This window comes from Marinobacter goseongensis, from assembly GCF_023156235.1.
GTDB lineage: Bacteria > Pseudomonadota > Gammaproteobacteria > Pseudomonadales > Oleiphilaceae > Marinobacter > Marinobacter goseongensis.
In genome coordinates, this window is the sequence record NZ_JAKZAI010000002.1 from 120,173 (window position 1) to 141,203 (window position 21,031).

General features: G+C 57.9%; 19 protein-coding genes. 8 read left to right on the plus strand and 11 right to left on the minus strand.

Going from position 1 to position 21,031, the window contains the following annotated elements; all coding sequences use genetic code 11:
- Window positions 1-13 precede the first annotated feature (13 nt).
- Window positions 14-1,837, plus strand: coding sequence for a DUF1631 family protein (locus tag MLC70_RS01155; RefSeq protein ID WP_248181132.1), 1,824 nt, complete (start codon window positions 14-16; stop codon window positions 1,835-1,837).
- A gap of 18 nt (window positions 1,838-1,855) precedes the next feature.
- Window positions 1,856-2,284 (plus strand): PilZ domain-containing protein, encoded by a 429-nt coding sequence (locus MLC70_RS01160; RefSeq protein WP_248181133.1) that lies wholly within the window; start codon window positions 1,856-1,858, stop codon window positions 2,282-2,284.
- A gap of 51 nt (window positions 2,285-2,335) precedes the next feature.
- Here MLC70_RS01160 and MLC70_RS01165 read toward each other — a convergent pair whose 3' ends face one another.
- From MLC70_RS01165 to gloB, 7 genes are all read right to left on the minus strand, one after another.
- The gene (locus tag MLC70_RS01165; protein WP_248181134.1) at window positions 2,336-3,121 is read right to left on the minus strand and encodes an enoyl-ACP reductase FabI; all 786 of its coding nucleotides are present in this window, start codon (window positions 3,119-3,121) and stop codon (window positions 2,336-2,338) included.
- A gap of 65 nt (window positions 3,122-3,186) precedes the next feature.
- The gene (locus MLC70_RS01170) at window positions 3,187-4,788 is read right to left on the minus strand and encodes an ABC transporter ATP-binding protein (RefSeq protein ID WP_248181135.1); all 1,602 of its coding nucleotides are present in this window, start codon (window positions 4,786-4,788) and stop codon (window positions 3,187-3,189) included.
- 1 nt (window position 4,789) lies between these two features.
- Window positions 4,790-5,812 (minus strand): ABC transporter permease, encoded by a 1,023-nt coding sequence (locus MLC70_RS01175; RefSeq protein ID WP_248181136.1) that lies wholly within the window; start codon window positions 5,810-5,812, stop codon window positions 4,790-4,792.
- A gap of 3 nt (window positions 5,813-5,815) precedes the next feature.
- Window positions 5,816-6,898: a microcin C ABC transporter permease YejB gene (locus MLC70_RS01180; RefSeq protein WP_248181137.1), complete on the minus strand. Its 1,083-nt coding sequence runs from the start codon at window positions 6,896-6,898 to the stop codon at window positions 5,816-5,818.
- 46 nt (window positions 6,899-6,944) lie between these two features.
- A complete protein-coding gene (locus MLC70_RS01185; RefSeq protein ID WP_248181138.1) occupies window positions 6,945-8,711 on the minus strand; it encodes an extracellular solute-binding protein in 1,767 nt (588 codons plus the stop codon).
- Window positions 8,712-8,848: 137 nt separating this feature from the next.
- Window positions 8,849-10,603, minus strand: coding sequence for a lytic transglycosylase (locus MLC70_RS01190; RefSeq protein ID WP_248181139.1), 1,755 nt, complete (start codon window positions 10,601-10,603; stop codon window positions 8,849-8,851).
- Between the two features lie 156 nt (window positions 10,604-10,759).
- Window positions 10,760-11,554 carry a hydroxyacylglutathione hydrolase gene (gene gloB / locus MLC70_RS01195; protein WP_248181140.1) on the minus strand — a complete coding sequence of 265 codons (795 nt, stop codon included), beginning with the start codon at window positions 11,552-11,554 and terminating at the stop codon, window positions 10,760-10,762.
- 97 nt (window positions 11,555-11,651) lie between these two features.
- Here gloB and MLC70_RS01200 point away from each other — a divergent pair, with 97 nt between their 5' ends.
- From MLC70_RS01200 to MLC70_RS01215, 4 genes are all read left to right on the plus strand, one after another.
- Window positions 11,652-12,464 carry a class I SAM-dependent methyltransferase gene (locus MLC70_RS01200; RefSeq protein WP_248181141.1) on the plus strand — a complete coding sequence of 271 codons (813 nt, stop codon included), beginning with the start codon at window positions 11,652-11,654 and terminating at the stop codon, window positions 12,462-12,464.
- The gene (gene rnhA, locus MLC70_RS01205) at window positions 12,454-12,897 is read left to right on the plus strand and encodes a ribonuclease HI (RefSeq protein ID WP_248181142.1); all 444 of its coding nucleotides are present in this window, start codon (window positions 12,454-12,456) and stop codon (window positions 12,895-12,897) included. Before MLC70_RS01200 ends, rnhA begins: the two co-directional genes overlap by 11 nt.
- 16 nt (window positions 12,898-12,913) lie before the next feature.
- Window positions 12,914-13,627, plus strand: coding sequence for a DNA polymerase III subunit epsilon (gene dnaQ / locus MLC70_RS01210; RefSeq protein WP_248181143.1), 714 nt, complete (start codon window positions 12,914-12,916; stop codon window positions 13,625-13,627).
- A gap of 180 nt (window positions 13,628-13,807) precedes the next feature.
- Complete coding sequence (locus tag MLC70_RS01215; RefSeq protein ID WP_248181144.1) at window positions 13,808-15,514, plus strand: FimL-related protein; 1,707 nt, start codon at window positions 13,808-13,810, stop codon at window positions 15,512-15,514.
- 61 nt (window positions 15,515-15,575) lie between these two features.
- Here MLC70_RS01215 and MLC70_RS01220 read toward each other — a convergent pair whose 3' ends face one another.
- Window positions 15,576-15,890: an SCP2 sterol-binding domain-containing protein gene (locus MLC70_RS01220; RefSeq protein ID WP_044385673.1), complete on the minus strand. Its 315-nt coding sequence runs from the start codon at window positions 15,888-15,890 to the stop codon at window positions 15,576-15,578.
- Between the two features lie 224 nt (window positions 15,891-16,114).
- Here MLC70_RS01220 and sohB point away from each other — a divergent pair, with 224 nt between their 5' ends.
- Window positions 16,115-17,179: a protease SohB gene (sohB, locus tag MLC70_RS01225; RefSeq protein WP_248181145.1), complete on the plus strand. Its 1,065-nt coding sequence runs from the start codon at window positions 16,115-16,117 to the stop codon at window positions 17,177-17,179.
- A gap of 22 nt (window positions 17,180-17,201) precedes the next feature.
- Window positions 17,202-18,200, plus strand: coding sequence for a YhdH/YhfP family quinone oxidoreductase (locus tag MLC70_RS01230; protein WP_248181146.1), 999 nt, complete (start codon window positions 17,202-17,204; stop codon window positions 18,198-18,200).
- A 92-nt stretch (window positions 18,201-18,292) separates the two neighbouring features.
- On the opposite strand, the gene MLC70_RS01235 is transcribed toward MLC70_RS01230, so the two are convergent.
- From MLC70_RS01235 to MLC70_RS01245, 3 genes are all read right to left on the minus strand, one after another.
- Window positions 18,293-18,796, minus strand: a complete 504-nt coding sequence (locus MLC70_RS01235) for a DUF934 domain-containing protein (RefSeq protein WP_248181147.1) — start codon at window positions 18,794-18,796, stop codon at window positions 18,293-18,295.
- Window positions 18,789-20,441, minus strand: a complete 1,653-nt coding sequence (locus tag MLC70_RS01240; RefSeq protein WP_248181148.1) for a nitrite/sulfite reductase — start codon at window positions 20,439-20,441, stop codon at window positions 18,789-18,791. Before MLC70_RS01240 ends, MLC70_RS01235 begins: the two co-directional genes overlap by 8 nt.
- 350 nt (window positions 20,442-20,791) lie before the next feature.
- On the minus strand, window positions 20,792-21,016 hold the full coding sequence (locus tag MLC70_RS01245) for a DUF2970 domain-containing protein (protein ID WP_248181149.1): 225 nt from the start codon (window positions 21,014-21,016) through the stop codon (window positions 20,792-20,794).
- Between the last annotated feature and the right edge of the window lie 15 nt (window positions 21,017-21,031).

The following is a 21,031-nucleotide window of genomic DNA, read 5'->3' on the forward strand; positions in this document are numbered from 1 at the left end:
GTGCGGGAACCGGATGTCTGAACAGCGGCAGAAAAAGCCTGCAATGCAGCCTCGTGAGGAGGTTATGGAGAAGCTTGGCGACGTGCTCTCGGGCATCCGTGTGCCTGACCTGCCGTACTCGGCAGGCAAGCTGGCAGCGGATACCGTCAGTGACTGGAAACCGCTGCTGTTTTCCTGCTGGACCGAGCAACGGGATGAGCGGGTGATTCAGCTGGTCCGGTCAGTGTCACTGACCTGGTCGGTCAGGCAGATCAATTCGGCGTATGTCGCCGATCGGATTATGGACGTCTTTCTCAAAACCAGCGGGTTGCACCCGGAGCTGGCCCGGCGCGTTGCGCGCCTCAGATTCTTCCTCGCCTGGCGGATGAACGAGACCGGGGCCGCAGCTTTCACCGACGAACTGCTCGACTGGCTCGACGGTCTCCAGGAATTCCGCGGGTGGAGCGATTCCGGCGGCCGGTCGGCGCGGGTTCTCCTGGAGCAATTGGACTCGCTGGTGATTGCAGTGTCCGCCTGCTTTGAAAACGGGGTCAGTGAACCCTTTGATGCCTTCTGCCGGGAGTGGCAGGCGGATTCCGGTAAAAGGGATCAACTGGTGTCCAGGCTTCGTCAGCGCTTGCTAGAGACAGAGCAGGGGGCTGCCCGGCAGCGCTGGGCGGATCAAACAGCGCGGGCCCTGGTTGGTCGGGCGATGACCGGACGACAGTTACCTCCCGCCATTACCCAGTTCATTTTTGAGCTGTGGATGCCGCTGCTGAAACAGGTGGTGTGGGCGGGCGATCTCGACGCTGAGGATGGGCGCCATAGCAGTAAACTGCTGGAGTGGCTGGTCTGGGTAGGTGACCCATCGCTGTCTGACAAGGACCGTAACCGCCTTTACCATGTGGGTGAGCAGATCGGCGACAGGCTGGTTGACGTGTGGCGGCGCGTTCAGGGGGAGGATCTCGCCGCTGACGCCCTGGAAGGCATCGAGGCGGTGCTCGTGGCCAGACTGCGCGGAGAAACCCCAGAACTGGTCGACGCGTTGCCGGGCCGGGACAGGTTTGAGTGGGATACCTCGTGGCTACAGGCCGCCCGGCCCGCCACGGAGGTGGTAAACGAGTCGGTCGGCCAATGGTTCGTTGAAGGTGAAGGGACGGATGAACAGCGCCGCTATTTTTTCGCCCTGCTGGAGGAAACCGCCGAGATTCTGTGGACCAATGGCTCTGGGGTGAAACTGGGGCTCCAGCCGTGGTCGGAGTTTGTTAAGACGCGGGAATGCGGAATCCTGCGGCCGCTGCCTGCGCTGACACCGTTCGGCCGGGTACTGGCGGAGACGATTGGTTCGCTTGCCGTGGTACAGGAACGCCAGAAGGCTTTGCGTCAGAAGGCGGCTGAAGAGGCCCGGGCGCGGGCCGATACCCTGCGCCGGGAAAAGGAAGCAGCTGAGGCGAAACGCAGGGCTGAAGAGTCGCAACGGATAGCTGAGCTCGAGAAGCGGCAGCAGGAAGAGCGCGAACAGCGCGAGGCGGATGAACACGCCGAGCAGGTTCGCCTTGAACAGGAACAACGGCAGGCCGCACACAAACTGGTTGATGGCATTAAGCTTGGGGGTTGGATCGTGCTGGCCGAAAACGACGCGGTGGGCGACCCTGTGCGGTTGAAGCTTGCTGTCAGGATCAACGCGTCGAATAAGTTGGTGTTTGTTGATCGCCTGGGTTTGAACCGCCGTGAGTTCCTGGTGGATGGGTTGGTGCAGGAGGTGCTTGCGGGCAGGGTTCGGGTGCTTGGCAGTTCCGCCGAATTCGACGATACGCTCAGCCGGGTGGTGGGCCGTATCAGGGTGGGTCGCAATTAATGGCAGCGGAGCAGCGGCATGAGTGATGTCGATTACACCTTTGGCAATCCGAATGGTCCCAAACGTGGTGATGACGGGACGGGTGACCAGCGGGAGGACTACCGGCTTTCCGCAATCGCCGTTGCCGTACTTGAGTTGGAATCCGGCTTTCCGGAAGAGAGCGGGCAGGTGCGGGGATCCGCGCGCACGCTGAGTTGTCGGATCCGCGACCTGTCCGCGAAAGGGCTGTGCCTGGTGGCACCGGAAGCGGTGACGGTGGGGGCACTTCTACCCGCCAGAGTGGCACTCGGGCAGAATCCGGAATCGTTCGAGCTGACGGTGGAAGTGGTGTGGTGCCGAACGGAGTCGGAAGGGCTGTCACTGGTTGGCGTGGAAATCCAGGACTCTGACGATACCTCCTACGTGGACTGGGTCGAGGCAGTGGCGAGGGTGATGACCGAGGATTGATCGCGGGGCGACCAGGCTGCTGGTTGCAGTCCGGACACCCCAACCATCAGATCAGTCTTCCAGTTCACCCATTCCGGTGATATTGAAGCCCGCGTCCACATACATGATCTCGCCGGTGATGCCACTGGCCATATCGGAGCTCAAAAAGGCTGCTGCGTTGCCCACCTCTGCGGTGGTGACGTTGCGGCGCAGAGGGGCGCGTTTGGCATTTTCTGCCAGCATACGACGGAAGCTCTTGATGCCGGACGCAGCCAGGGTCTTGATCGGACCGGCGGAAATGCCATTCACCCGGATTCCTTCCCGGCCGAGGCTGGCGGCCATGTAACGGACGTTGGCTTCCAGAGACGCCTTGGCCAGCCCCATCACGTTGTAATTCTGGAGTACTTTCTCCGCGCCCAGGTAGCTCAGCGTCAGCAACGAGCTGTTTTCATGCATCATGCCGCGCGCGCCCTTGGCCAGTGCGACAAAGCTGAAGGAACTGATGTCGTGGGCGATCCGGAAGCCGTCACGGGTGGTGACGTCAACAAAATTACCATCCAGCTCATGGGCCGGGGCATAGCCGACCGCGTGGATGATGATGTCAATGTTGTCCCAGTGCTTGCCCAGCTCCTTGAACACGTTGTCGATTTGCTCGTCGCTGGCGACGTCACAGGGAAATGTGAGTGTGCTGCCCCAACTGTCCGCGAATTTTTCAACCCGGGACTGAAGCTTCTCGTTCTGATAGGTGAAGGCCAGCTCGGCGCCTTCGCGGGCAAAAGCTTCGGCGATGCCATAGGCAATGGAGTGTTTGCTGGCCACGCCAACGATCAGCGCTTTTTTGCCACTGAGAATTCCCATACATGTTCTCCCTGTGTTCTTGATTTCCGTGCATTATCCCCGAACTGTTCTGACGGAGGTAACACTCAATTGGTCGTAGGCTTCTGGTAGAACAGGGCTGCACTCAGTAACTCTCTGGTGTAGGCCTGTTGCGGTGCACGGAAGAGTTCCGCTGCATCACCGTACTCGACAACCTTGCCCTGTTGCAGCACCAACAGCTTGTGGCTGAGCGCGCGCACCACCGACAGGTCGTGACTGATGAAGATATAGCTTAACTGATAACGGGCCTGGATATCCCGCAGCAGCGTGATGACCTGTTTCTGAACGGTGCGATCAAGCGCCGAGGTGGGCTCGTCCAGGATGATCACCTCCGGCTGCAACACCAGCGCCCGAGCTATGGCAATGCGCTGACGCTGCCCCCCGGAGAACTCGTGGGGGTATCGGTGTCGGGCTTCCGGGTCCAGCCCGACATCAGTCAGGGCCTTGATGACCTTGCCTTCGTGGGCTTCGGGGCTGTCCGGGGAGTGAATTTCGAGGCCTTCGCGGACAATTTCAGCCACCGACATACGTGGACTGAGGCTGCCAAACGGATCCTGGAAGACGATCTGAATCCGGCTCCGATAGGGCCTGAAGCGTTTCTGGTCCAGATTACCGATATCCTCGCCGTCGAGGCGGATAACGCCGGTGGCCGCGGTCAGTTTCAGCAGGGCGTGTCCGATGGTGGTTTTGCCGCTTCCGCTCTCACCAACGATCCCCAGGGTTTCACCTCGAGCCAGCGTAAAACTGACGTCCTGAACCGCATGGTAAAATTTAGAGGAGCGGCCGAACAGGCTCTTGCTGGTGATGAAACGAACGTTCAGTTTGTCAATTTCCATCAGCGGGGCGCCGGACTGCACTTGCATGACCGGTGCGGCGGGAGGTTCAGCATCCAGCAAGCGACGGGTGTAGGGATGCCGGGGAGCGCTGAACAGCTCGGCAGTCGGCCCCTCTTCAACCAGTTTGCCCCGTTCCATCACCGCCACACTGTCGGCATATCGGTGCACAATGGACAGGTCATGGGTGATCAGAAGAATGGCCATCCCCATTTTTCCCTGAAGCTCACGCAACAGTTCCAGCACCTGTCGCTGAACGGTGACATCCAGTGCGGTGGTGGGCTCGTCGGCGATCAGCAGGTCGGGCTCGTTGGCCAGGGCCATGGCAATCATTACGCGCTGCTTCTGCCCACCGGACAACTGATGGGGGTAGCTTCCCAGGCGGGTCGCGGGCTCGGGAATCCCCACCAGCTCCAGCAATTCTATGCAGCGCTGACGCGCCTGTGGGCCGCGCATGCCCTTGTGAAGCGACAGCGTTTCAGTGATCTGCTTTTCCACGGTGTGCAGCGGATTCAGGGAGGTCATGGGCTCCTGGAAGATCATGCTGATGTGATGGCCCCGAATCTGGCGCAGGCGCCTTTCAGTGGCTTTCAGCATGTCTTCGCCATTGAACAGGATCTGTCCGCTCGGGTAGCTGGCGTGGCGTTCATCCAGCAGCCTGAGGATCGAGAGCGCAGACACCGACTTGCCAGAGCCGCTCTCACCGACCAGCGCCAGAGTTTCGCCCTGGCGGAGGTTGATGGACAGCTGGTCCACCACCACCTCACTGTGGTCAAAGCTGATGGACAGATTGGAGATTTCCAGCAGATTGGCCATATCAGTTCTTTCTCGGATCGAAGGCGTCTCGGACGGCTTCACCGACGAACACCAGCAGGGTCAGCATGACCGACAACGACACAAAGGCGGAAATACCAAGCCACGGCGCGTGGAGATTGGCTTTGCCCTGGGCGATAAGCTCCCCCAGTGACGGCGAGCCCGAGGGCAACCCGAAGCCCAGAAAATCCAGGGACGTGAGTCCGGTGATGGCCCCGGTCAGAATGAATGGCAGAAAGGTCAGGGTGGCAACCATGGCGTTGGGCAGAATGTGGCGGAACATGATTTTGCGGTTGCCCAGCCCCAGCGCCCGGGCGGCACGGACGTACTCGAAATTCCGCGCCCGGAGAAATTCGGCGCGAACCACATCCACCAGTCCCATCCAGCTGAACAGCAGCATGATCCCCAGTAACCACCAGAAATTCGGCTGCACAATACTGGATAGAATGATCAGCAGGTAAAGCACGGGAAGCCCGGACCACACCTCAATAAAGCGCTGGCCCAGCAGATCCACCTTGCCGCCGTAATACCCCTGAATGGCTCCGACGATCACGCCGACAATACAACTGGCGATGGTCAGGGTCAGACCGAACAACACGGAAATGCGGAAGCCATAGATGACCCGGGCGGCCACATCACGCCCTTGATCATCAGTGCCGAGCCAGTTCTCGAGGGTAGGGGGCGCCGGTGAGGGTACCTCAAGGTGGTAATTGATGGTGTCATAGCTGAAGCGAATCGGGGGCCAGAGCATCCAGCCATTGGCTTTGATTTCATCAGCGATAAACGAATCCCGGTAGTCTGCCTCGGACGGAAGGAAACCGCCGAAAGTCTCTTCCGGAATGGATTCAGCCACTGGAAAGTAGAGTTCTCCCTTGTAGGACACTACGAGGGGGGAATCGTTAGCAATCAGCTCGGCAACCAGCGACAGTCCGAACAACGCCAGAAAAATCCAGAGTGACCAGAAGCCACGGCGATTTTTGCGGAAATTGTGCAGCCGGCGTTGCTGGATGGGGGTCAGTGCTTTCATGTATCAGGCACCCTCCCGGCTTTCAAAATCGATTCGCGGATCCACCAGAACGTAGGTGATGTCGCTGATCAGCTTCAGAACCAGTCCCATCAGGGTAAAAATGTACAACGTGCCAAAGATGACCGGGTAATCACGGTTCAATGCCGCTTCGAAACCGAGCAGCCCGAGGCCGTCCAGTGAGAAGATCACTTCGATAAGGAGAGATCCGGTAAAGAACAGAGCCACCAGAACGCCCGGCAGACTGGCGATGACGATCAGCATGGCATTGCGGAAGACATGGCCGTAGAGCACCTGTTTTTCCTCCAGGCCTTTTGCTCTTGCGGTTACCACATACTGCTTGCTGATCTCATCCAGGAACGAGTTCTTGGTCAGCAGGGTGAGGGTGGCAAAACCGCCAATCACATTAGCGGTGACCGGTAATGCCAGGTGCCAGAAATAATCGCCGATCTTCTGGTACCAGTTGAGCTCGTCAAAGTTTGACGAGGTCAGGCCTCGCAGAGGAAACCAGTCGAAATAACTGCCACCGGCGAACAGCACGATCAGCAGAATCGCGAATAGGAACCCGGGAATGGCGTAGCCCACAACGATGGCCGAGCTGCTCCAGACATCGAATCGGGAACCATCGGACACCGCCTTACGGATACCGAGCGGGATCGAGATCAGATAGATGATCAGGGTTGACCACAAACCCAGGGAGATGGAGACGGGCATCTTGTCGACAATCAGCTCGAGAACGGTGCGCTCTCGAAAGAACGATTCCCCGAAATTGAAGGTGGCATAGTCCCCTAGCATTTTGAAGAAGCGCTCATGGGCCGGCTTGTCAAAACCATACATGATCTCGATTTCCCGGAGCATTTCGTCCGGTATGCCGCGGGACCCGCGGGAATCTCCACCCGAGGCAACCTCGCCGCCGCTGCCACCCCCGCTGGCGCGGGAAAGGGCCCCACCACCGTGGCCTTCCATTTCGGCAATCAGTTGCTCAACCGGACCGCCAGGCGCAGCCTGCACAATCACGAAGTTCAACAACATGATGCCGATCAGGGTCGGTATGATCAGCGCCAGCCTTCGGAGTATGTAAACGCCCATCTAATGGATTCCCTTCGCCGCTACGGTGGTGTGCAGAACCATGGGGTCAGAGCTGTATCCACCAGTTATCGATATCAATACCGTTCTTGGGCGTGTTACCCGGCTTTTTGAGGTAGGCCCAGTAGGCAATCCGGTCACGGGGAAGGTACCACTGGGGAATCACGTAATGCCCGTGAAGAAGAACCCGATCAAGGGCTCGCACCCGATAGATCAGCTCCTCGCGGTCAGGGGCCCGGATCACTTTGCCAACCAGCTCATCGACCACCGGATCATTTACGCCCATGTAGTTTCGTGAGCCCGGTACGTCCAGATTGGAGGAGTGCCAGTACTCCCGCTGCTCGTTTCCTGGGGAATCCGACTGAGGCAGCACCTGCGTGATCACGTCGTAGTCGTACTGACGAACCCGTTGAATATACTGGTTGGTGTCCACCAGACGAATGGAAACGTCGATGCCCAGGCGGGCCAGATTGTTCTTCAGGGGCAACACTACCCGTTCAAAATTCTTCTGGTGAAGCAGGATCTCGAACGTGAGCGGTTTGCCGGTTTCAGTGTGGGTCATTTTGCCATTCTGGATGTCATACCCGGCATCCTTGAGCAAGCCCATGGCTTTCCGGAGGTTGTCCCGCAGCCCGCCTTTGCCGTCGATGACGGGCGGTTGATAGACCTGTTCGAATACCGCGGCGGGCAATTGGTCCCGGTACGGCTCAAGAATTTCAAGCTCGCGGCCTTCCGGCAATCCGCTGGAGGCCAGCTCGCTGTTCTCGAAGAAACTTTTGGTGCGGGTGTACTGGTCGTAGAACAGGTTTTTGTTCGCCCACTCGAAATCGAAGGCGTGGGACAGGGCCTCCCTGACGCGGGCATCCGAGAACATAGTTTTGCGGGTGTTGAGGGCGAACGCCTGCATGCCTGCAGGGCGGTGATGCTCGATGGCTTCGGTGACGATGGTGCCGTTGTCAAAACGGTCACCGGTGTAGGCGGTGGCCCAGTTCTTCGCTGAGGGCTCTACCCGGAAATCAAAGCTGCCGGCTTTGAAGGCTTCCAGAGCAACGGTGTCGTCAGAGTAGTAATCAAACCGTATTTCATCGAAGTTGAAACGCCCTTTGCGGGTTGCCAGATCTTTCGCCCAGTAATCATCTGCGCGCTTGAAGGTGATCGACCGACCAGCGTCGAAATCGCCAATCTGATAGGGGCCACTTCCGACCGGGCGGGTCAGGCCGGCACGTCCGAACTCCCGTCCCTCCCAATAATGGGCCGGTAGAATCGGCATCTGCCCGAGGATCAGGGGCAATTCGCGATTGGTGGTGTCGCTGAAATCAAAGCGAACCGTATGATCGTCTACAACGGTTACTTTGCTCACATCTGCGTAGTAGTTGCGATAAAAGGGGTGGCCCTCGGTGGTCAGAATCTCGAACGAAAACTTTACGTCGGCTGCGGTGATGGGCTCATCATCGTGGAACCGCGCCTGCTCGTTCAGATGAAACGTCACGTAGCTGCGGTTATCCGGGGTTTCAATGGATTCTGCGATCAGTCCGTAAGCGCTGAACGGCTCATCGTCCGAGGATTCCAGCAGCGTGTCGTAAAGGTAGCTACTGACGCCTGACGCAGGCACGCCCCGAATGACAAACGGATTGAAGGAGTCGTACCCGTTGGCAACAACCGCCATTCTGAGGGTGCCGGCTTTGGGGGCTTCGGGGTTGACGTAATCGAAGTGGCTGAACCCCTTCGGGTACGTGGGTTCCCCGTGCATGGCGATCCCGTGTTGCGGCTCGACCGCGGTGTCGGCGCTGTGAGCCGGGGTCACGGTGGCGGCCATGAACACCGCCAGGGAACAAAACGACGTAAGGTATGAGGCTTTCCGTGTTTTTGTCATAGATCTCGCACGCTTTGATGATTCGTCCAGGATTCAGTGATTCTTTTTATTCCCCGGAGTTCCCGCTGCACGCGAAATCTTCAGGGGCTGTTCCTGATATCCACGTAGAGTACCAGACTTTGCCCCGGCTGAAGATAACGTGCTGAATTCAGGTCGTTCCAGCTTGCGATGTCGCTCACATTCACGGCAAACCGGCTGGCAATGGTTGACAGCGAGTCGCCCTTGCGAACCCGGTAGCCCACTTTTCTCACCATGGCGTTACCGCGGTTGTTGCTGGCAACGGCCGCGGGTTGTTGCTTGCTTTGGGACCAGATCACGATGCGTTTGCCGGGGATCAGGGGGTCGCCGGGCGCCATATTGTTCCAGGCGGCTACTTCGCGCACGGTGACGCGGTGTTCCCGGGCAATGTCCCAGAACGTGTCTCCACGCCTGACGGTGTAATCAACACGGGTACCACTGCGCCCGCGGGATTGCTTGCGTTCCAGACGTTGGCCAGCGCTGAGGGCGTATTTATCCGAGTTCTGGCTGGCCGAGGGGATCATCAGGCGCTGACCGATCCGTATCATGTCACCGTTGAGATTATTCACACGGCGAATGACTGACGGCGTCGTCGAGAATTTGCGGGCCACAGTGCTCAGACTGTCGCCGGACTGGACCTGATAGTTGCGCCACGCAACCCTCTGGTCTTTCGGGATTTTCCCCAGAGCATCGCTGAAGGTGGCGGCCTTTTCTATCGGGATCAGTAACCTGTGCGGTCCGTCCGGTGAGGTGGCCCACCGGTTGAAGGAGGGGTTCAGCAGGTAAATTTCGTCCACGTCCACACCCGCCAGTTTGGCTGCCTGCGCCAGATCCAGCTGTGATCCGGTGTCGACCACCTCGAAGTAGGGTTCGTCTTTCAGCGATGGAAGACTGATGCCGTAATCTTCCGGCTTGTCGAAGATTTTTGCCAGCGCGATCAGCTTTGGCACGTAATGTGTGGTTTCTTTGGGCAGCCTGAGCGACCAGTAATCGGTTGGCTTGCCGGCATTGCGATTGCGCCGCATGGCAATGGAAACGGTACCGCCACCGCTGTTGTAGGCCGCCAGCGCAAGCGTGTAATCGCCATCGAAGCGCTTGGCGAGGCGATCAAGGTAGGTCAGGGCGGCGTCCGTTGCGGCGATGACGTCACGGCGCTCGTCGTGCCACCAGCTCTGGGTCAGACCGAAGTATTTGCCGGTGCTCGGAATGAACTGCCAAAGCCCCGCAGCACGGCCATGGGAGTAGGCGAAAGGATCGAACGCGCTTTCGACAATGGGCAGCAACGCCAGCTCGGCCGGCAGCCCCCGCTTTTCGGTTTCGGTCACAATGTAGTGGAGATAGCGACTGCCACGCTCCACGACACGGTCGATGTAGCTGGGATGTTTGCGATACCAGTCCAGTTGGGTTTTGACTCTGGGGTCCGTCACGTCATGGTCGAGTTCAAATCCCGCTCGCAGGCGGCGCCACAAATCGGGCGTGGTATCCGCATCCTCATCAACGCGATTCGAAGGCGCATCCAGTTTGTCACGAGCCTCCTCGGCTGCAGCCTTGAGCTCCGGTGAGATGGCCTCGTCCAGCTGTGTGCGTGCTTCATTGCTGGACAGGCCTCCGGACTCGACCGATTCCTTCAGCTCGTTATCGCCAGCCGCCACGGTAGTTCGGCGTGAATCCAACGGATTGTCTGCGCCGTTTCTGCTGCTGTCGTCGTCAAAGTAAGAGGCCGGATTCATCCACTCCGGCGTGCTACTCTCGAGGGTTGTGCAACCGCTGAGTACGGCGCTGGCAATCAACACAGTGGAAAAACGTCTGACCGACATAATAGGACTTCCGGCTGGATTACAACGCCGGCCTGTGTCAAAAAGCCGGCGATATTTAATAAGTTACAGTTCTGAAATTAGACGGATTCTATGAGAAGCGCTCAAACAGGGTCAAGAAACCTCTCGTTACGTCATTGAGAGGATTTGTTAACCGCGTCAGAAGTGATCCTTGCCGTGGCGGATTGCCGCAAACACGTCGTTCGCGCTTTCTGCCGGCAAGCCATTGTTCGCACAATAGGTTTGGGCTACTGCGATGACCGCCGGATCGTCCCAGCGCAGGAAAGGATTCATCCGTTTCTCATCTCCCAGAACGGACGGCACGGTGGGCTTGTTCTGGTCACGGTTTGCCTGACAGGCTGCTTCGAACTGCGTCAGGGCGATATCATCCGGCAACCAATGACGCGCAAAGCGAAGATTGGCCAGCGTGTACTCGTGGGCACAGTAGACCCGGGTGTTGTCGGGCAGTTGCCGCAGGCTGGCAAGGGATTCACGCATCTGTGCCGGAGAGCCCTCGAACAGGCGGCCACAGCCGCAGACAAAGAGGGTGTCGCCACAAAACAGCACCGGGTGGTCATTTACCGGCGTGTCAGTGAAAAAGGCGATATGATCAAGCGTATGGCCAGGAACGCCAAGCACCTGGAAGGTCAGACCATTCCAGATGACTTCGCCTCCTGGATGAACCGGGTGGGTTATGCCTCCGAAGGGCGATCCGGCGGGACCGACGATGCGGCAGTCGGCGGTTTCGGCAGCCAGGCTTTTCACACCGCCAACGTGGTCGGGATGGTGATGGGTGACGAGGATGGTGTCCAGCGCCAGGCTGTGCTCGGCAAGATGCCTGCGGACGGGATCCGCCTGGCCGGGGTCTACAATTAATGCCTTGCCCGTCTGGTGGTCCGCGAGGCACCAGATATAGTTGTCATTGAACGCAGGGATGGGCGTAATGGTCAGCATAGGGCCTCGCATGTAGCAAAAATGTGTGCCTGTTATGATAGAGCATTAACCAGGTCGTCCCAAGGGCGACCCCCAAATGGTCAGGGATACGCAGACAATGCCACCAAGCACAGCAGTTGATTACGCACAACGGCATGACAGCTTTGAGCGCTGGTACCAGACGCCACTGGGGCGTGCGTTGCTTGCTGACCAACGGGCCTGCGTTGATGCGCAGATTGAAAAGCTCACGGGCGCGCGACAGTTGCAGGTAGGCGTCAGCCATCGGTTCCCGCTGGCCAGCGGTGCCGATTTTGCCCAGAAAATTGTAACTACGCCCCGCTGGAGCCCTGCCATACCGGACGGCGTTGCGGTGTGCGACGCTGACGAGCTGCCGTTCCCCGGAGATTCCATGGATCTGGTGATTCTGCATCACACCGCCGATTTTTCACCGCATCCTCATCAGGCGTTACGGGAGGCGGCGCGCGTGTTGAGGGGGGAGGGGTCCATTCTGTTGATCGGGTTTAACCCACTCAGTGTCTGGGGCGTGCGACGCTTGTTGTCGAGAGCGCGAAGCGGCCCCTGGGGCGGACGTTTCCTGATGAAAAGCCGTATGGAAGACTGGCTCAGATTGCTGGATTTTTCGGTGGAACACTCCCGCTCCTGTTTTTATCGGTTGCCGCTGCACAAGGCCGAGGCCGGGCAAAAGATGAGCCTGTTTGAATCTGTATGCGGCAATGGCATTCTGCCTGTTGGGGCCTATTACTGTATCCTTGCCAGAAAACGGGTCTGCTCACGCATGCCCCGTCGTCCGGCGTGGCGGCAACAGAAAGTGATTCCGTTGCCCGGTACCGGAACGGTTGGCGCTTCTCGCGGATGCGCCAGCCAGGTCAACATTGAAACACGAGATCTTGGGAGTGGTCATGGCCGGTAAGGTTGTTCTGTATACCGATGGCGCCTGTAAGGGCAATCCGGGGCCCGGAGGGTGGGGCGTGGTACTCCGTTACGGCGATGTACGCAAAACCCTGCACGGTGGGGAATCTCAAACCACCAACAACCGTATGGAGCTCATGGCTGCCATCAAAGGGTTGGAAGCGCTGAAACGGCCGTGTGAGGTTGAGCTCTACACTGATTCCCAGTACGTGCGCAAAGGGATCATCGAGTGGATGGCCGGGTGGAAGCGCAACGGCTGGAAGACTTCGGCGAAAAAGCCGGTGAAAAATGAGGACCTGTGGCGGGAGCTTGATGATGAAGTGGCTCGCCACCAGGTGAACTGGCATTGGGTAAAAGGACACTCCGGTGTGCCCGACAACGAGCTGGCAGACGAGCTGGCCAATCGGGGTGTGGACGAGTTGGCGAACGCGTAGGCAAATAAGGTAGGGCATGAGACAGATAGTACTGGATACAGAAACCACCGGTATTGATCCCAACGAGGGTCACCGCATTATCGAAATCGGCTGTGTGGAAATGATGGAGCGGCAACTGACCGGCCGTAACTACCATGTTTACATCAACCCCCAGCGGGAGGTTGAGGCCGAAGCGATCACGGTGCACGGGATCACCAACGAGTTTCTTACAGACAAGCCGGTGTTTGCCGAAATAGCTGACGAGTTCTTCGAGTTTATCAAGGGCGCCGAACTGGTTATCCATAACGCCGCTTTCGACGTCGGCTTCATGGATTCGGAATTCGCCCGTCTCAAGCCGGTACGCAAAACTGCTGAACATTGCGGCGTGGTTGACTCACTGGCCATCGCGCGCAAGAAGCACCCGGGTCAGAAAAACAACCTTGACGCACTGTGTAAGCGTTACGGGGTCGACAACAGCAATCGTGAGCTGCACGGCGCCCTGCTGGATGCGGAGATCCTCGCGGACGTCTACCTTCTGCTCACGGGGGGGCAAACGGCGTTGTCACTGGATGCCGGCAGCGAGGAGGGAGGCGGCTCTGGTGGTGTCCGGCGGCTATCAGCAGAACGAAAGCCACTACGGGTTCTGAAAGCGTCTGCCGATGAGGCCCGGGCCCACGTCGAGTTCATGGATGCACTTGCAAAGCAGGCCGGTGGTACTGTCTGGAACCGCATCGAGAATCCGGGCGATTAGACCTGACCGGATTTCATACACGGGAAGTGAGAACTGCATCTTCCTGTACCATTTGTTACATTCCGGGTTTCTTGAGCAACTTGAGTTTTGTGTTATAAGTAATGATTAGTTCGCCACTTTTTTGCGAACAGTAATAAGAATAGGACGCGGTAGTCTCCGCAACATTAACAGGAAGCGTTTATGGTTCAATCGTCTCTGGCGACGAAATCGCAGTCTTTTGATCTGGTCAAAATTGAAATTGAGCAGACCATAAAGCAGGCAGAATCCAGCCTCGAACGCTTTCAGGAAAACCGTGAAAGTGGCGAAGATCTTCAGAACTGCGTGGATTTCCTGAACCAGCTTCGCGGCATTTTCATTCTTGTTGAACTGCGCGGCGGCACGTTGCTGTGCCAGGAAGCCGTGAGCATGGCCAACGATGTGCCCGTTGGCGCGAACGATGACAAGAACATTCTCCTGACCACGCTGAACAGTGCGCTCTTCATACTCCGTCGCTATGTCGAGTATTACCATCAGCAGCGTGCTGATCACCCCGAATTGCTCCTGCCTGTGATCAATGAGCTTCGCGAAGCGCGTAAAGAGAAGCCATACCCTGAATCCTGCTTCTTTGAAGTAGACGTGAAGGAACGGCCGGATTTTTGTGACGGTGTCAGCATCCAGCCCTTTGAAGGCAATGAATCAGAATACGAGATTCTTGCCCGTCGCATGCGCCTGAGCTTTCAGGTCGGGCTTCTGGGCATTCTCCGTGAACGTAACGAAGTGGTGAGCAAGAAATTGTTCGGTCGCTCTGCCCGTGGACTCGCGCGCTTGTGCAAGGGCGCCCCGATGGGGCAGATGTGGTGTCTGGTGGCGATTGTGGCTGACACCATGCTGGACCGGGCCATGCCGTTCAACAAAGCTCGCAAGCGCATGTTCATGCGAGTTGAGAAATACGCACGGGAAGTGGTTTACGTCGGCGAGGTTGCCACCGCGAAAGACGCCCCGGACTCGTTGATTCGGGACCTTGTCTATCTGCTTTATCGCAGTGGCTCCGGCAACCCTGAAGTCACCAGCATCCTGTCCGCTTACCGGTTGGCGCCAACCGAGTACCCGGATTCCATGATGGCTGCTCACGCACGCCGTTTGTACGGGCCGGGCTCCGATGTTTTGAAGTCCTTGTCCGAAGCACTGCAGGACGAGCTGAATCAGCTTAAAGACAAGCTTGATATCATTGAACGGGGAATTGAGCCCGACATTGCCGAGCTGTCCTCCATTGCCGATACCCTTGAGCGTCTTGGCAACACATTGCTGATGCTGGATCTCAACAAGCTGGCCGGTCGTTGCCGGGAAGAAGCGGCACGCCTGCGGGCCTGGGAGTCGGAATCCCGCCTGCCTGCCGATGATGAACTCTACGCTCTCGCCGATTCCGTCCTGGGAATTGAAGATGCCGTGCTGCAGATCGTAACCCGCGGCATCACATCGGAAACCGACGCACTGGCGACCGGTGAGCGCAAGCGCGATGAATCCCTGTATCTTCAGGAGGCCATGTTCGTTGTTGCGGATGAGGCCAGAAGCGCCCTGACACTGGCCAAACGAGCCATTACTGCGTTCATTGAATCCGATTACGACAAGCTCCACCTCGCCAACCTGCCCGCCACGCTGCACAGCATATGGGGCGGGCTGCAGATGGTAAACGATCCGGCGGCCGCGGATGTGCTGGCCCGGGTGGCGGCGTCGATCCAGGATCGCTTGCTGGACGCTCGGGGAGCGCCCGCAGCCCAGGTGCTGGAAGCGCTGGCGGATGCTTTGACGTCGCTGGAGTATTACATCGAGAGTATCGGCAAGCGGGAGGAGCGAAACGCTGACCTGCTTCGCCTTGCGGAGACGTCACTGGACGACGTCGGGCTCTGAATAAAAAAAAACCTGCCAACTGGCAGGTTTTTTTTGGAGCGATGGTTCTGTAGGCAGGTGATCAGCCCATCTTGAACAGTTCGCCCAGTTTGGTTGCCAGCATCATGTCGCCTTCGGCGCGCAGCTGGCCGGCCATGAACGCCTGCATGCCGTCAGTCTCGCCTGAGACGATGCCTTGCAGGGTTTCTGAATTCATAATCAGGGTCACGGAAGGATCGTCGTGGGCACCTTCGTGAAGTTTGCAGGTGCCATCATTGATAACCAGGTGGTAGGTCTTGTCATCTTCGATGTCGAACTGGAATACCAGATCGAGGCCTTGCGCTGCGTCTGCGTTGAAATTCTGTTCGAGCTTTTCAAATACCTGAGCTACAGACATTATTTTACCCTTTTTGATGATTGTCTTGGCTTGGCGACGGCTATGGGGTCCCTGGCATGCGCCTGTTCCGGGCCGGGAAGAGCCGACGTAGCTTCCCGACTTTAGGGTGACAGACTGACAGTGTCAACCTCTATCGAACGCTTGTTTTAAAATCGCAGGTCGCTTACTACAACAGACCCTGTAAGTTACAATCACCGCTTTGAAAATCTGCCTGGAGAAGCAATTTGGAATTTCTGACAGAGTTCGGTTTGTTCGTTGCCAAAGCTGTGACACTGGTCGTGGCATTGATCGTTGTCATTTCGGTCATCCTGTCTGCCGCCCAGAAGGATAAGGGTGAGGAAAGCGGCGATGGTGAGCTCAGGGTGCGGAAACTCAATGAAAAGTACCGCAGGCTGCGGGAATCCCTGGAGGCTCGCTTGCTATCCGAACCGGATCGCAAAGCCTGGGCCAAGAAATACAAGAAGGACGAAAAGGCCAAGGCCAAGGCTGACAAGGGAAAGCGCAAAGCCGGAGCGGAGCCCGCGGATCCGAAAAAGCGGGTCTTCGTGCTGGATTTTGACGGCGACATCAAAGCCAGCGATACAGACCCTCTGCGACGCGCCATAACCGCCGTACTGAGTATCGCCAAGCCGGGTCAGGATGAAGTGGTGATTCGGCTCGAGAGTGGAGGAGGTCTGGTCCACTCCTACGGTCTGGCCGCGGCTCAGCTTGACCGTATCCGCAGCAAGGGCATCCATCTGACCGCCTGCGTTGACAAAGTGGCCGCCAGTGGCGGCTATATGATGGCCTGTGTCGCCGACCGGATCGTGGCCTCGCCGTTTGCCATTCTCGGCTCCATTGGCGTCGTTGCTCAGTTACCCAATTTCCATCGGTTTCTGAAAAAGAACGACGTGGATTTCGAGGTGCTCACTGCCGGTGAACACAAGCGGACGCTGACTGTATTTGGCGAGAATACCGACAAGGGCCGTCAGAAATTCCTGGAGGATCTGGAGGATACCCACGTACTGTTCAAGGAGTACGTCAGTGAGCGCAGGCCGGGGCTCGATATCGCCGCGGTCGCTAATGGTGACATCTGGTTTGGCCGCCGTGCTCTGGATGTCAATCTGATTGATCAGATTCAGACCTCCGACGAATATCTCATTGAAGCCTGCGAGCATGCTGACGTAATCTCGGTCACATTCCAGCGCAAGCGAACGTTGCCGGAAAAGCTTGGTCTGGCCACCAGCGCCGCTCTAGAGCACACCGTATGGAAAGTACTGAGCGCGTTCCGGAACCAGAAAATCCAGTAGCTGACAGACACGGGGCATCATCATGACAAACCCAACCGAATTCAAGGCCTGGCAAGTACGGGAGAGTAACGGCGAGTATCAGGGCAGCGAGCAGACCCTGAATACCGCCGATCTGCCGGATAACGATGTATTGATCAAGGTTAGCCACTCATCCCTGAACTACAAGGATGCGCTGTCTGCCTCGGGCAACAAGGGCGTTACCCGCAACTTTCCCCATACGCCCGGCATTGATGCCGCAGGTGAGGTGGTGGATTCCGCTACGGGTGAGCCGGCCGTCGGCAGCAAGGTCATCGTGACCGGTTATGATCTGGGTATGAACACCGCGGGCGGGTTTGGCGAGTATATTCGGGTGCCGGTCTCCTGGTGCGTGGCCATGGCACCAGGCTGGGATGCTCGCACCGCGATGATCTACGGCACCGCCGGCCTGACCGCCGGGCTGTGTGTTCAGAAGCTTCTTACCATGGGGGCCCGCCCCGAGCAGGGCAAAGTGGCGGTCTCCGGTGCCAGTGGGGCGGTAGGCAGTGTTGCCGTTGAGTTGCTGGCCGGGCTGGGTTTTGACGTTGTCGCCATCAGCGGAAAAGCCGGCCACACCGATGAATTGAAAGCCCTTGGCGCGTCCGAGGTGGTCGGCCGTGATGCGCTGGCCGCTGAGAAAAAACCGATGCTCAAGCCGGTATTTGCCAACGCGGTGGACACGGTCGGTGGTCAGCCCCTGGCGGAACTGCTGAAGCAGATCTTGCCGGGTGGCTCGGTCTCCTGCTGCGGACTGGTCGCCGGCCCGCAACTGGAAACCACGGTACTGCCTTTCATTCTGAGAGGCGTTAACCTGCTGGGTGTTGATTCGGTGGAAATACCGCTGGCGGAGAAAGCGGCTATCTGGGAGAAGTTCGCCGGAGCCTGGGCATGCCCGAAAACGGAAGCCACCGCCCGCACAATCGGTCGTGGCGAGCTGGACGGGGCGCTGCAGGCGTTTCTGAAGGGCGAATCGTCAGGCAAGATTGTTCTGGATCATTCGCTCTGAGGCCACGCCCCGGCGCGCGGGTTTCAGGGATGAACAGAAAAGGGGGAACCGCCGGTTCCCCCTTTTTTACACCAGCAATGACTTCTGACCGGTCAGGACGCCCGGCGACGAAACAGCGGCATGTCGGTGTCGGTCGCGGCCTGATACCCCTGGCTGAAGAAGCTCAGAGAGCGGGCCGCCTTGGTGGCGTCCTTGTCTTCCCGCAATGCGTAGCTGTCAAACCCGCAGCGTTTCATGAACTGCAGCTGATCCAACAGTACATCGCCGATAGCCCGCAGCTCGTTCTGGTAACCGAATCGCTCACGCAGCAGCCGCGCAATGCTGTAGCCCCGACCATCACTGAACTTCGGGAAATTGACGGCAATCAGCTTCAGCTCATTGACCAGGCCGTCCAGAATTTCCGGCTCGTCGTGACTGTCGAACCACACGCCGATGCCATCGCGGCCCTCAAAGTGCTCTTTACCGGCCAACCACAGATCCGCTGGGATCAGTGCTGGCTGGTCCGGTATGGAGAGGGCGTCCCCGTCAGCGGGCCGGGGGACGACCACCCAGGTGTCCGCCGAGATGGTTCCGTCTCTGGAAATAATGTCACGCATAGACCCGCTCCTTGAAAGGCTCAATTCCGATCCGACGATAGGTTTCGAGGAACGGTTCCTCGTCTTTCCGGTTATTCACATACACATCAATGATCTTGGCAATCACTTCCGGCATGTCATCCTGGGCAAACGAGGGCCCGAGGATCTTGCCAATGGTGGCGTCGTGATGGGACGAGCCGCCGAGGCTTACCTGATAGAACTCCGCGCCCTTTTTGTCGACACCGAGTACCCCGATATTGCCCACGTGGTGATGACCGCAGGCGTTCATGCACCCGGAAATGTTGAGATCGATGTCCCCCAGGTCGTAGAGGAAATCCATGTCGTCGAACCGGCGCTGGATGGATTCGGCCACCGGAATGGATTTAGCATTTGCCAGGGCGCAGTAATCGCCGCCGGGGCAGCAGATGACGTCGGTCAGGGTGTTGAGATTGGCGGTGGCAAAGCCCATGGGCTCAATTTGCTGCCAAAGCTCAAACAGCTGATCCTGACGGACATCCGCTAGCACTACGTTCTGCTGATGGGTCACCCGCACTTCACCAAAGCTGAACGCTTCGGCCAGTTCGGCAATCTGCTCAAGCTGGGTGTCGGAGACATCACCCGGGGGCGTGCCGGTTTTCTTCATGGTCAGCGTGACAATGGCGTAGCCGGGCTTTTTGTGGCTGTCGACGTTGTGGCTCAGCCATTGGTCAAAGCGACGGTTCTCGAAGCGTTGGGAGGCCAGCCGCTCCGACGCATTGTCCATCGCTTCGTAGGCGGGCTCGGTGAAATAGCCCTGAATACGCTCGATGGCTTCACGGGTCAGCCGGGTGGGGGAGTCCTTGATGTGGGCCCACTCTGACTCGACCTTCTCCGCAAACCCTTCGGGAGTCAGTGCTTTTACCAGAATTTTGATCCGAGCCTTGAACTTGTTGTCGCGGCGGCCGTAACGGTTGTATACCCGCAAAACGGCTTCCAGGTACGTCAGCAGATCCAGCTCGGGCAAAAACTCGCGGATCACCGGACCCACCATCGGAGTGCGGCCCAGACCGCCACCCACATGGACCCGATAACCCAGTTCACCCTGATCGTTACGGACCATTTGCAGCCCGATGTCGTGAACCTGAATAGCCGCACGGTCGGTGTTTTCAGAGGCGTTGACTGCTACCTTGAATTTACGGGGCAGGAAGGCGAATTCAGGGTGGAAGGTAGACCACTGGCGAATGATTTCGCAGTAAGGCCGCGGGTCGACCACCTCGTCAACCTGAACGCCGGAAAACTGATCTGTGGTGGTGTTTCGGATACAGTTGCCACTGGTCTGGTTGGCGTGCATCTCGACTTCCGCCAATTCCGACAGAATGTCGGGCACATCTTCCAACGCCGGCCAGTTCAGTTGCACGTTCTGGCGGGTCGTGAAGTGGGCATAACCCTTATCGTAGTCACGGGTAATACGCGCCAGCCGACGCAACTGGTCGGACCTGAGCATGCCGTACGGAACACAGATCCGCAACATGGGCGCAAGACGCTGAACGTAAAGACCATTCTGGAGCCGAAGGGGAAGGAATTCTTCCTCACTCAGCTCGCCGGCGAGCGCACGCTCTGTCTGGTCACGGAATTGGGTAACCCGCTCGGCCGCTATCTGCCGATCGTGTTCATCGTATACGTACATAGTAAAACGTCCTGCAAAAACGCGTGGTATCAGGGATAAGGCCCCTTTTCGAGGAGGGCAGAATATCATCGTGTATATATTGTTAAAATGATTATTTCCAAATATGTTTATCGATTCGAGTGATAAACAAACACCAAAAAGACTGGACGGAAGGCGATTACATGCTTAACTATAGTGGAACGGGGTTGGCGGCATTCGTGATCGTCACTTTCATATAATAAAAAGGTATCGGGAGGAATCCGAGATGAAAAAGAACGCACATTCAGACAGCAGTGTTGATGCCGTTGCGGCGGTTTTTCTGGTCATGCTGGTCGTGGCGTTTGCCGTCGTCTGGGTCAGCGGGCAGTAAATTACTGCGCTGACAGCACCAGCTTTACCACGACAACCAGGGTAATCACGAAGCCTGTCGTGAACAGCAGGCCCGCGATGATATAGGGAAGCGGGCTGTGGCTCGAGAAATCCTCCTGCCGGCGCTTGTCGGATTGAACTCCGAACGCGCCGGCGAGGATGCTCTGAATGATTTTCAGTACCCCCGGTCCTTTGGGTTTCTGGTCATCTTTGCCTTCGGTAGCCATAGTGCTCCCAGTACA

What these genes read in the sequence shown, in the direction of transcription:
- MLC70_RS01170 (WP_248181135.1), bottom strand. Translation starts at nt 4,788, where the DNA reads ATGGCCAATCTGCTGGAAATCTCCAATCTGTCCATCAGCTTTGACCAC.
- MLC70_RS01180 (WP_248181137.1), bottom strand. Translation starts at nt 6,898, where the DNA reads ATGGGCGTTTACATACTCCGAAGGCTGGCGCTGATCATACCGACCCTG.
- MLC70_RS01200 (WP_248181141.1), top strand. Translation starts at nt 11,652, where the DNA reads ATGCCACCAAGCACAGCAGTTGATTACGCACAACGGCATGACAGCTTT.
- MLC70_RS01230 (WP_248181146.1), top strand. Translation starts at nt 17,202, where the DNA reads ATGACAAACCCAACCGAATTCAAGGCCTGGCAAGTACGGGAGAGTAAC.
- MLC70_RS01160 (WP_248181133.1), top strand. Translation starts at nt 1,856, where the DNA reads ATGAGTGATGTCGATTACACCTTTGGCAATCCGAATGGTCCCAAACGT.
- MLC70_RS01245 (WP_248181149.1), bottom strand. Translation starts at nt 21,016, where the DNA reads ATGGCTACCGAAGGCAAAGATGACCAGAAACCCAAAGGACCGGGGGTA.
- dnaQ (WP_248181143.1), top strand. Translation starts at nt 12,914, where the DNA reads ATGAGACAGATAGTACTGGATACAGAAACCACCGGTATTGATCCCAAC.
- MLC70_RS01155 (WP_248181132.1), top strand. Translation starts at nt 14, where the DNA reads ATGTCTGAACAGCGGCAGAAAAAGCCTGCAATGCAGCCTCGTGAGGAG.
- MLC70_RS01165 (WP_248181134.1), bottom strand. Translation starts at nt 3,121, where the DNA reads ATGGGAATTCTCAGTGGCAAAAAAGCGCTGATCGTTGGCGTGGCCAGC.
- gloB (WP_248181140.1), bottom strand. Translation starts at nt 11,554, where the DNA reads ATGCTGACCATTACGCCCATCCCTGCGTTCAATGACAACTATATCTGG.
- MLC70_RS01220 (WP_044385673.1), bottom strand. Translation starts at nt 15,890, where the DNA reads ATGTCTGTAGCTCAGGTATTTGAAAAGCTCGAACAGAATTTCAACGCA.
- MLC70_RS01175 (WP_248181136.1), bottom strand. Translation starts at nt 5,812, where the DNA reads ATGAAAGCACTGACCCCCATCCAGCAACGCCGGCTGCACAATTTCCGC.
- MLC70_RS01185 (WP_248181138.1), bottom strand. Translation starts at nt 8,711, where the DNA reads ATGGCCGCCACCGTGACCCCGGCTCACAGCGCCGACACCGCGGTCGAG.
- MLC70_RS01235 (WP_248181147.1), bottom strand. Translation starts at nt 18,796, where the DNA reads ATGCGTGACATTATTTCCAGAGACGGAACCATCTCGGCGGACACCTGG.
- MLC70_RS01215 (WP_248181144.1), top strand. Translation starts at nt 13,808, where the DNA reads ATGGTTCAATCGTCTCTGGCGACGAAATCGCAGTCTTTTGATCTGGTC.
- MLC70_RS01190 (WP_248181139.1), bottom strand. Translation starts at nt 10,603, where the DNA reads ATGTCGGTCAGACGTTTTTCCACTGTGTTGATTGCCAGCGCCGTACTC.
- rnhA (WP_248181142.1), top strand. Translation starts at nt 12,454, where the DNA reads ATGGCCGGTAAGGTTGTTCTGTATACCGATGGCGCCTGTAAGGGCAAT.
- MLC70_RS01240 (WP_248181148.1), bottom strand. Translation starts at nt 20,441, where the DNA reads ATGTACGTATACGATGAACACGATCGGCAGATAGCGGCCGAGCGGGTT.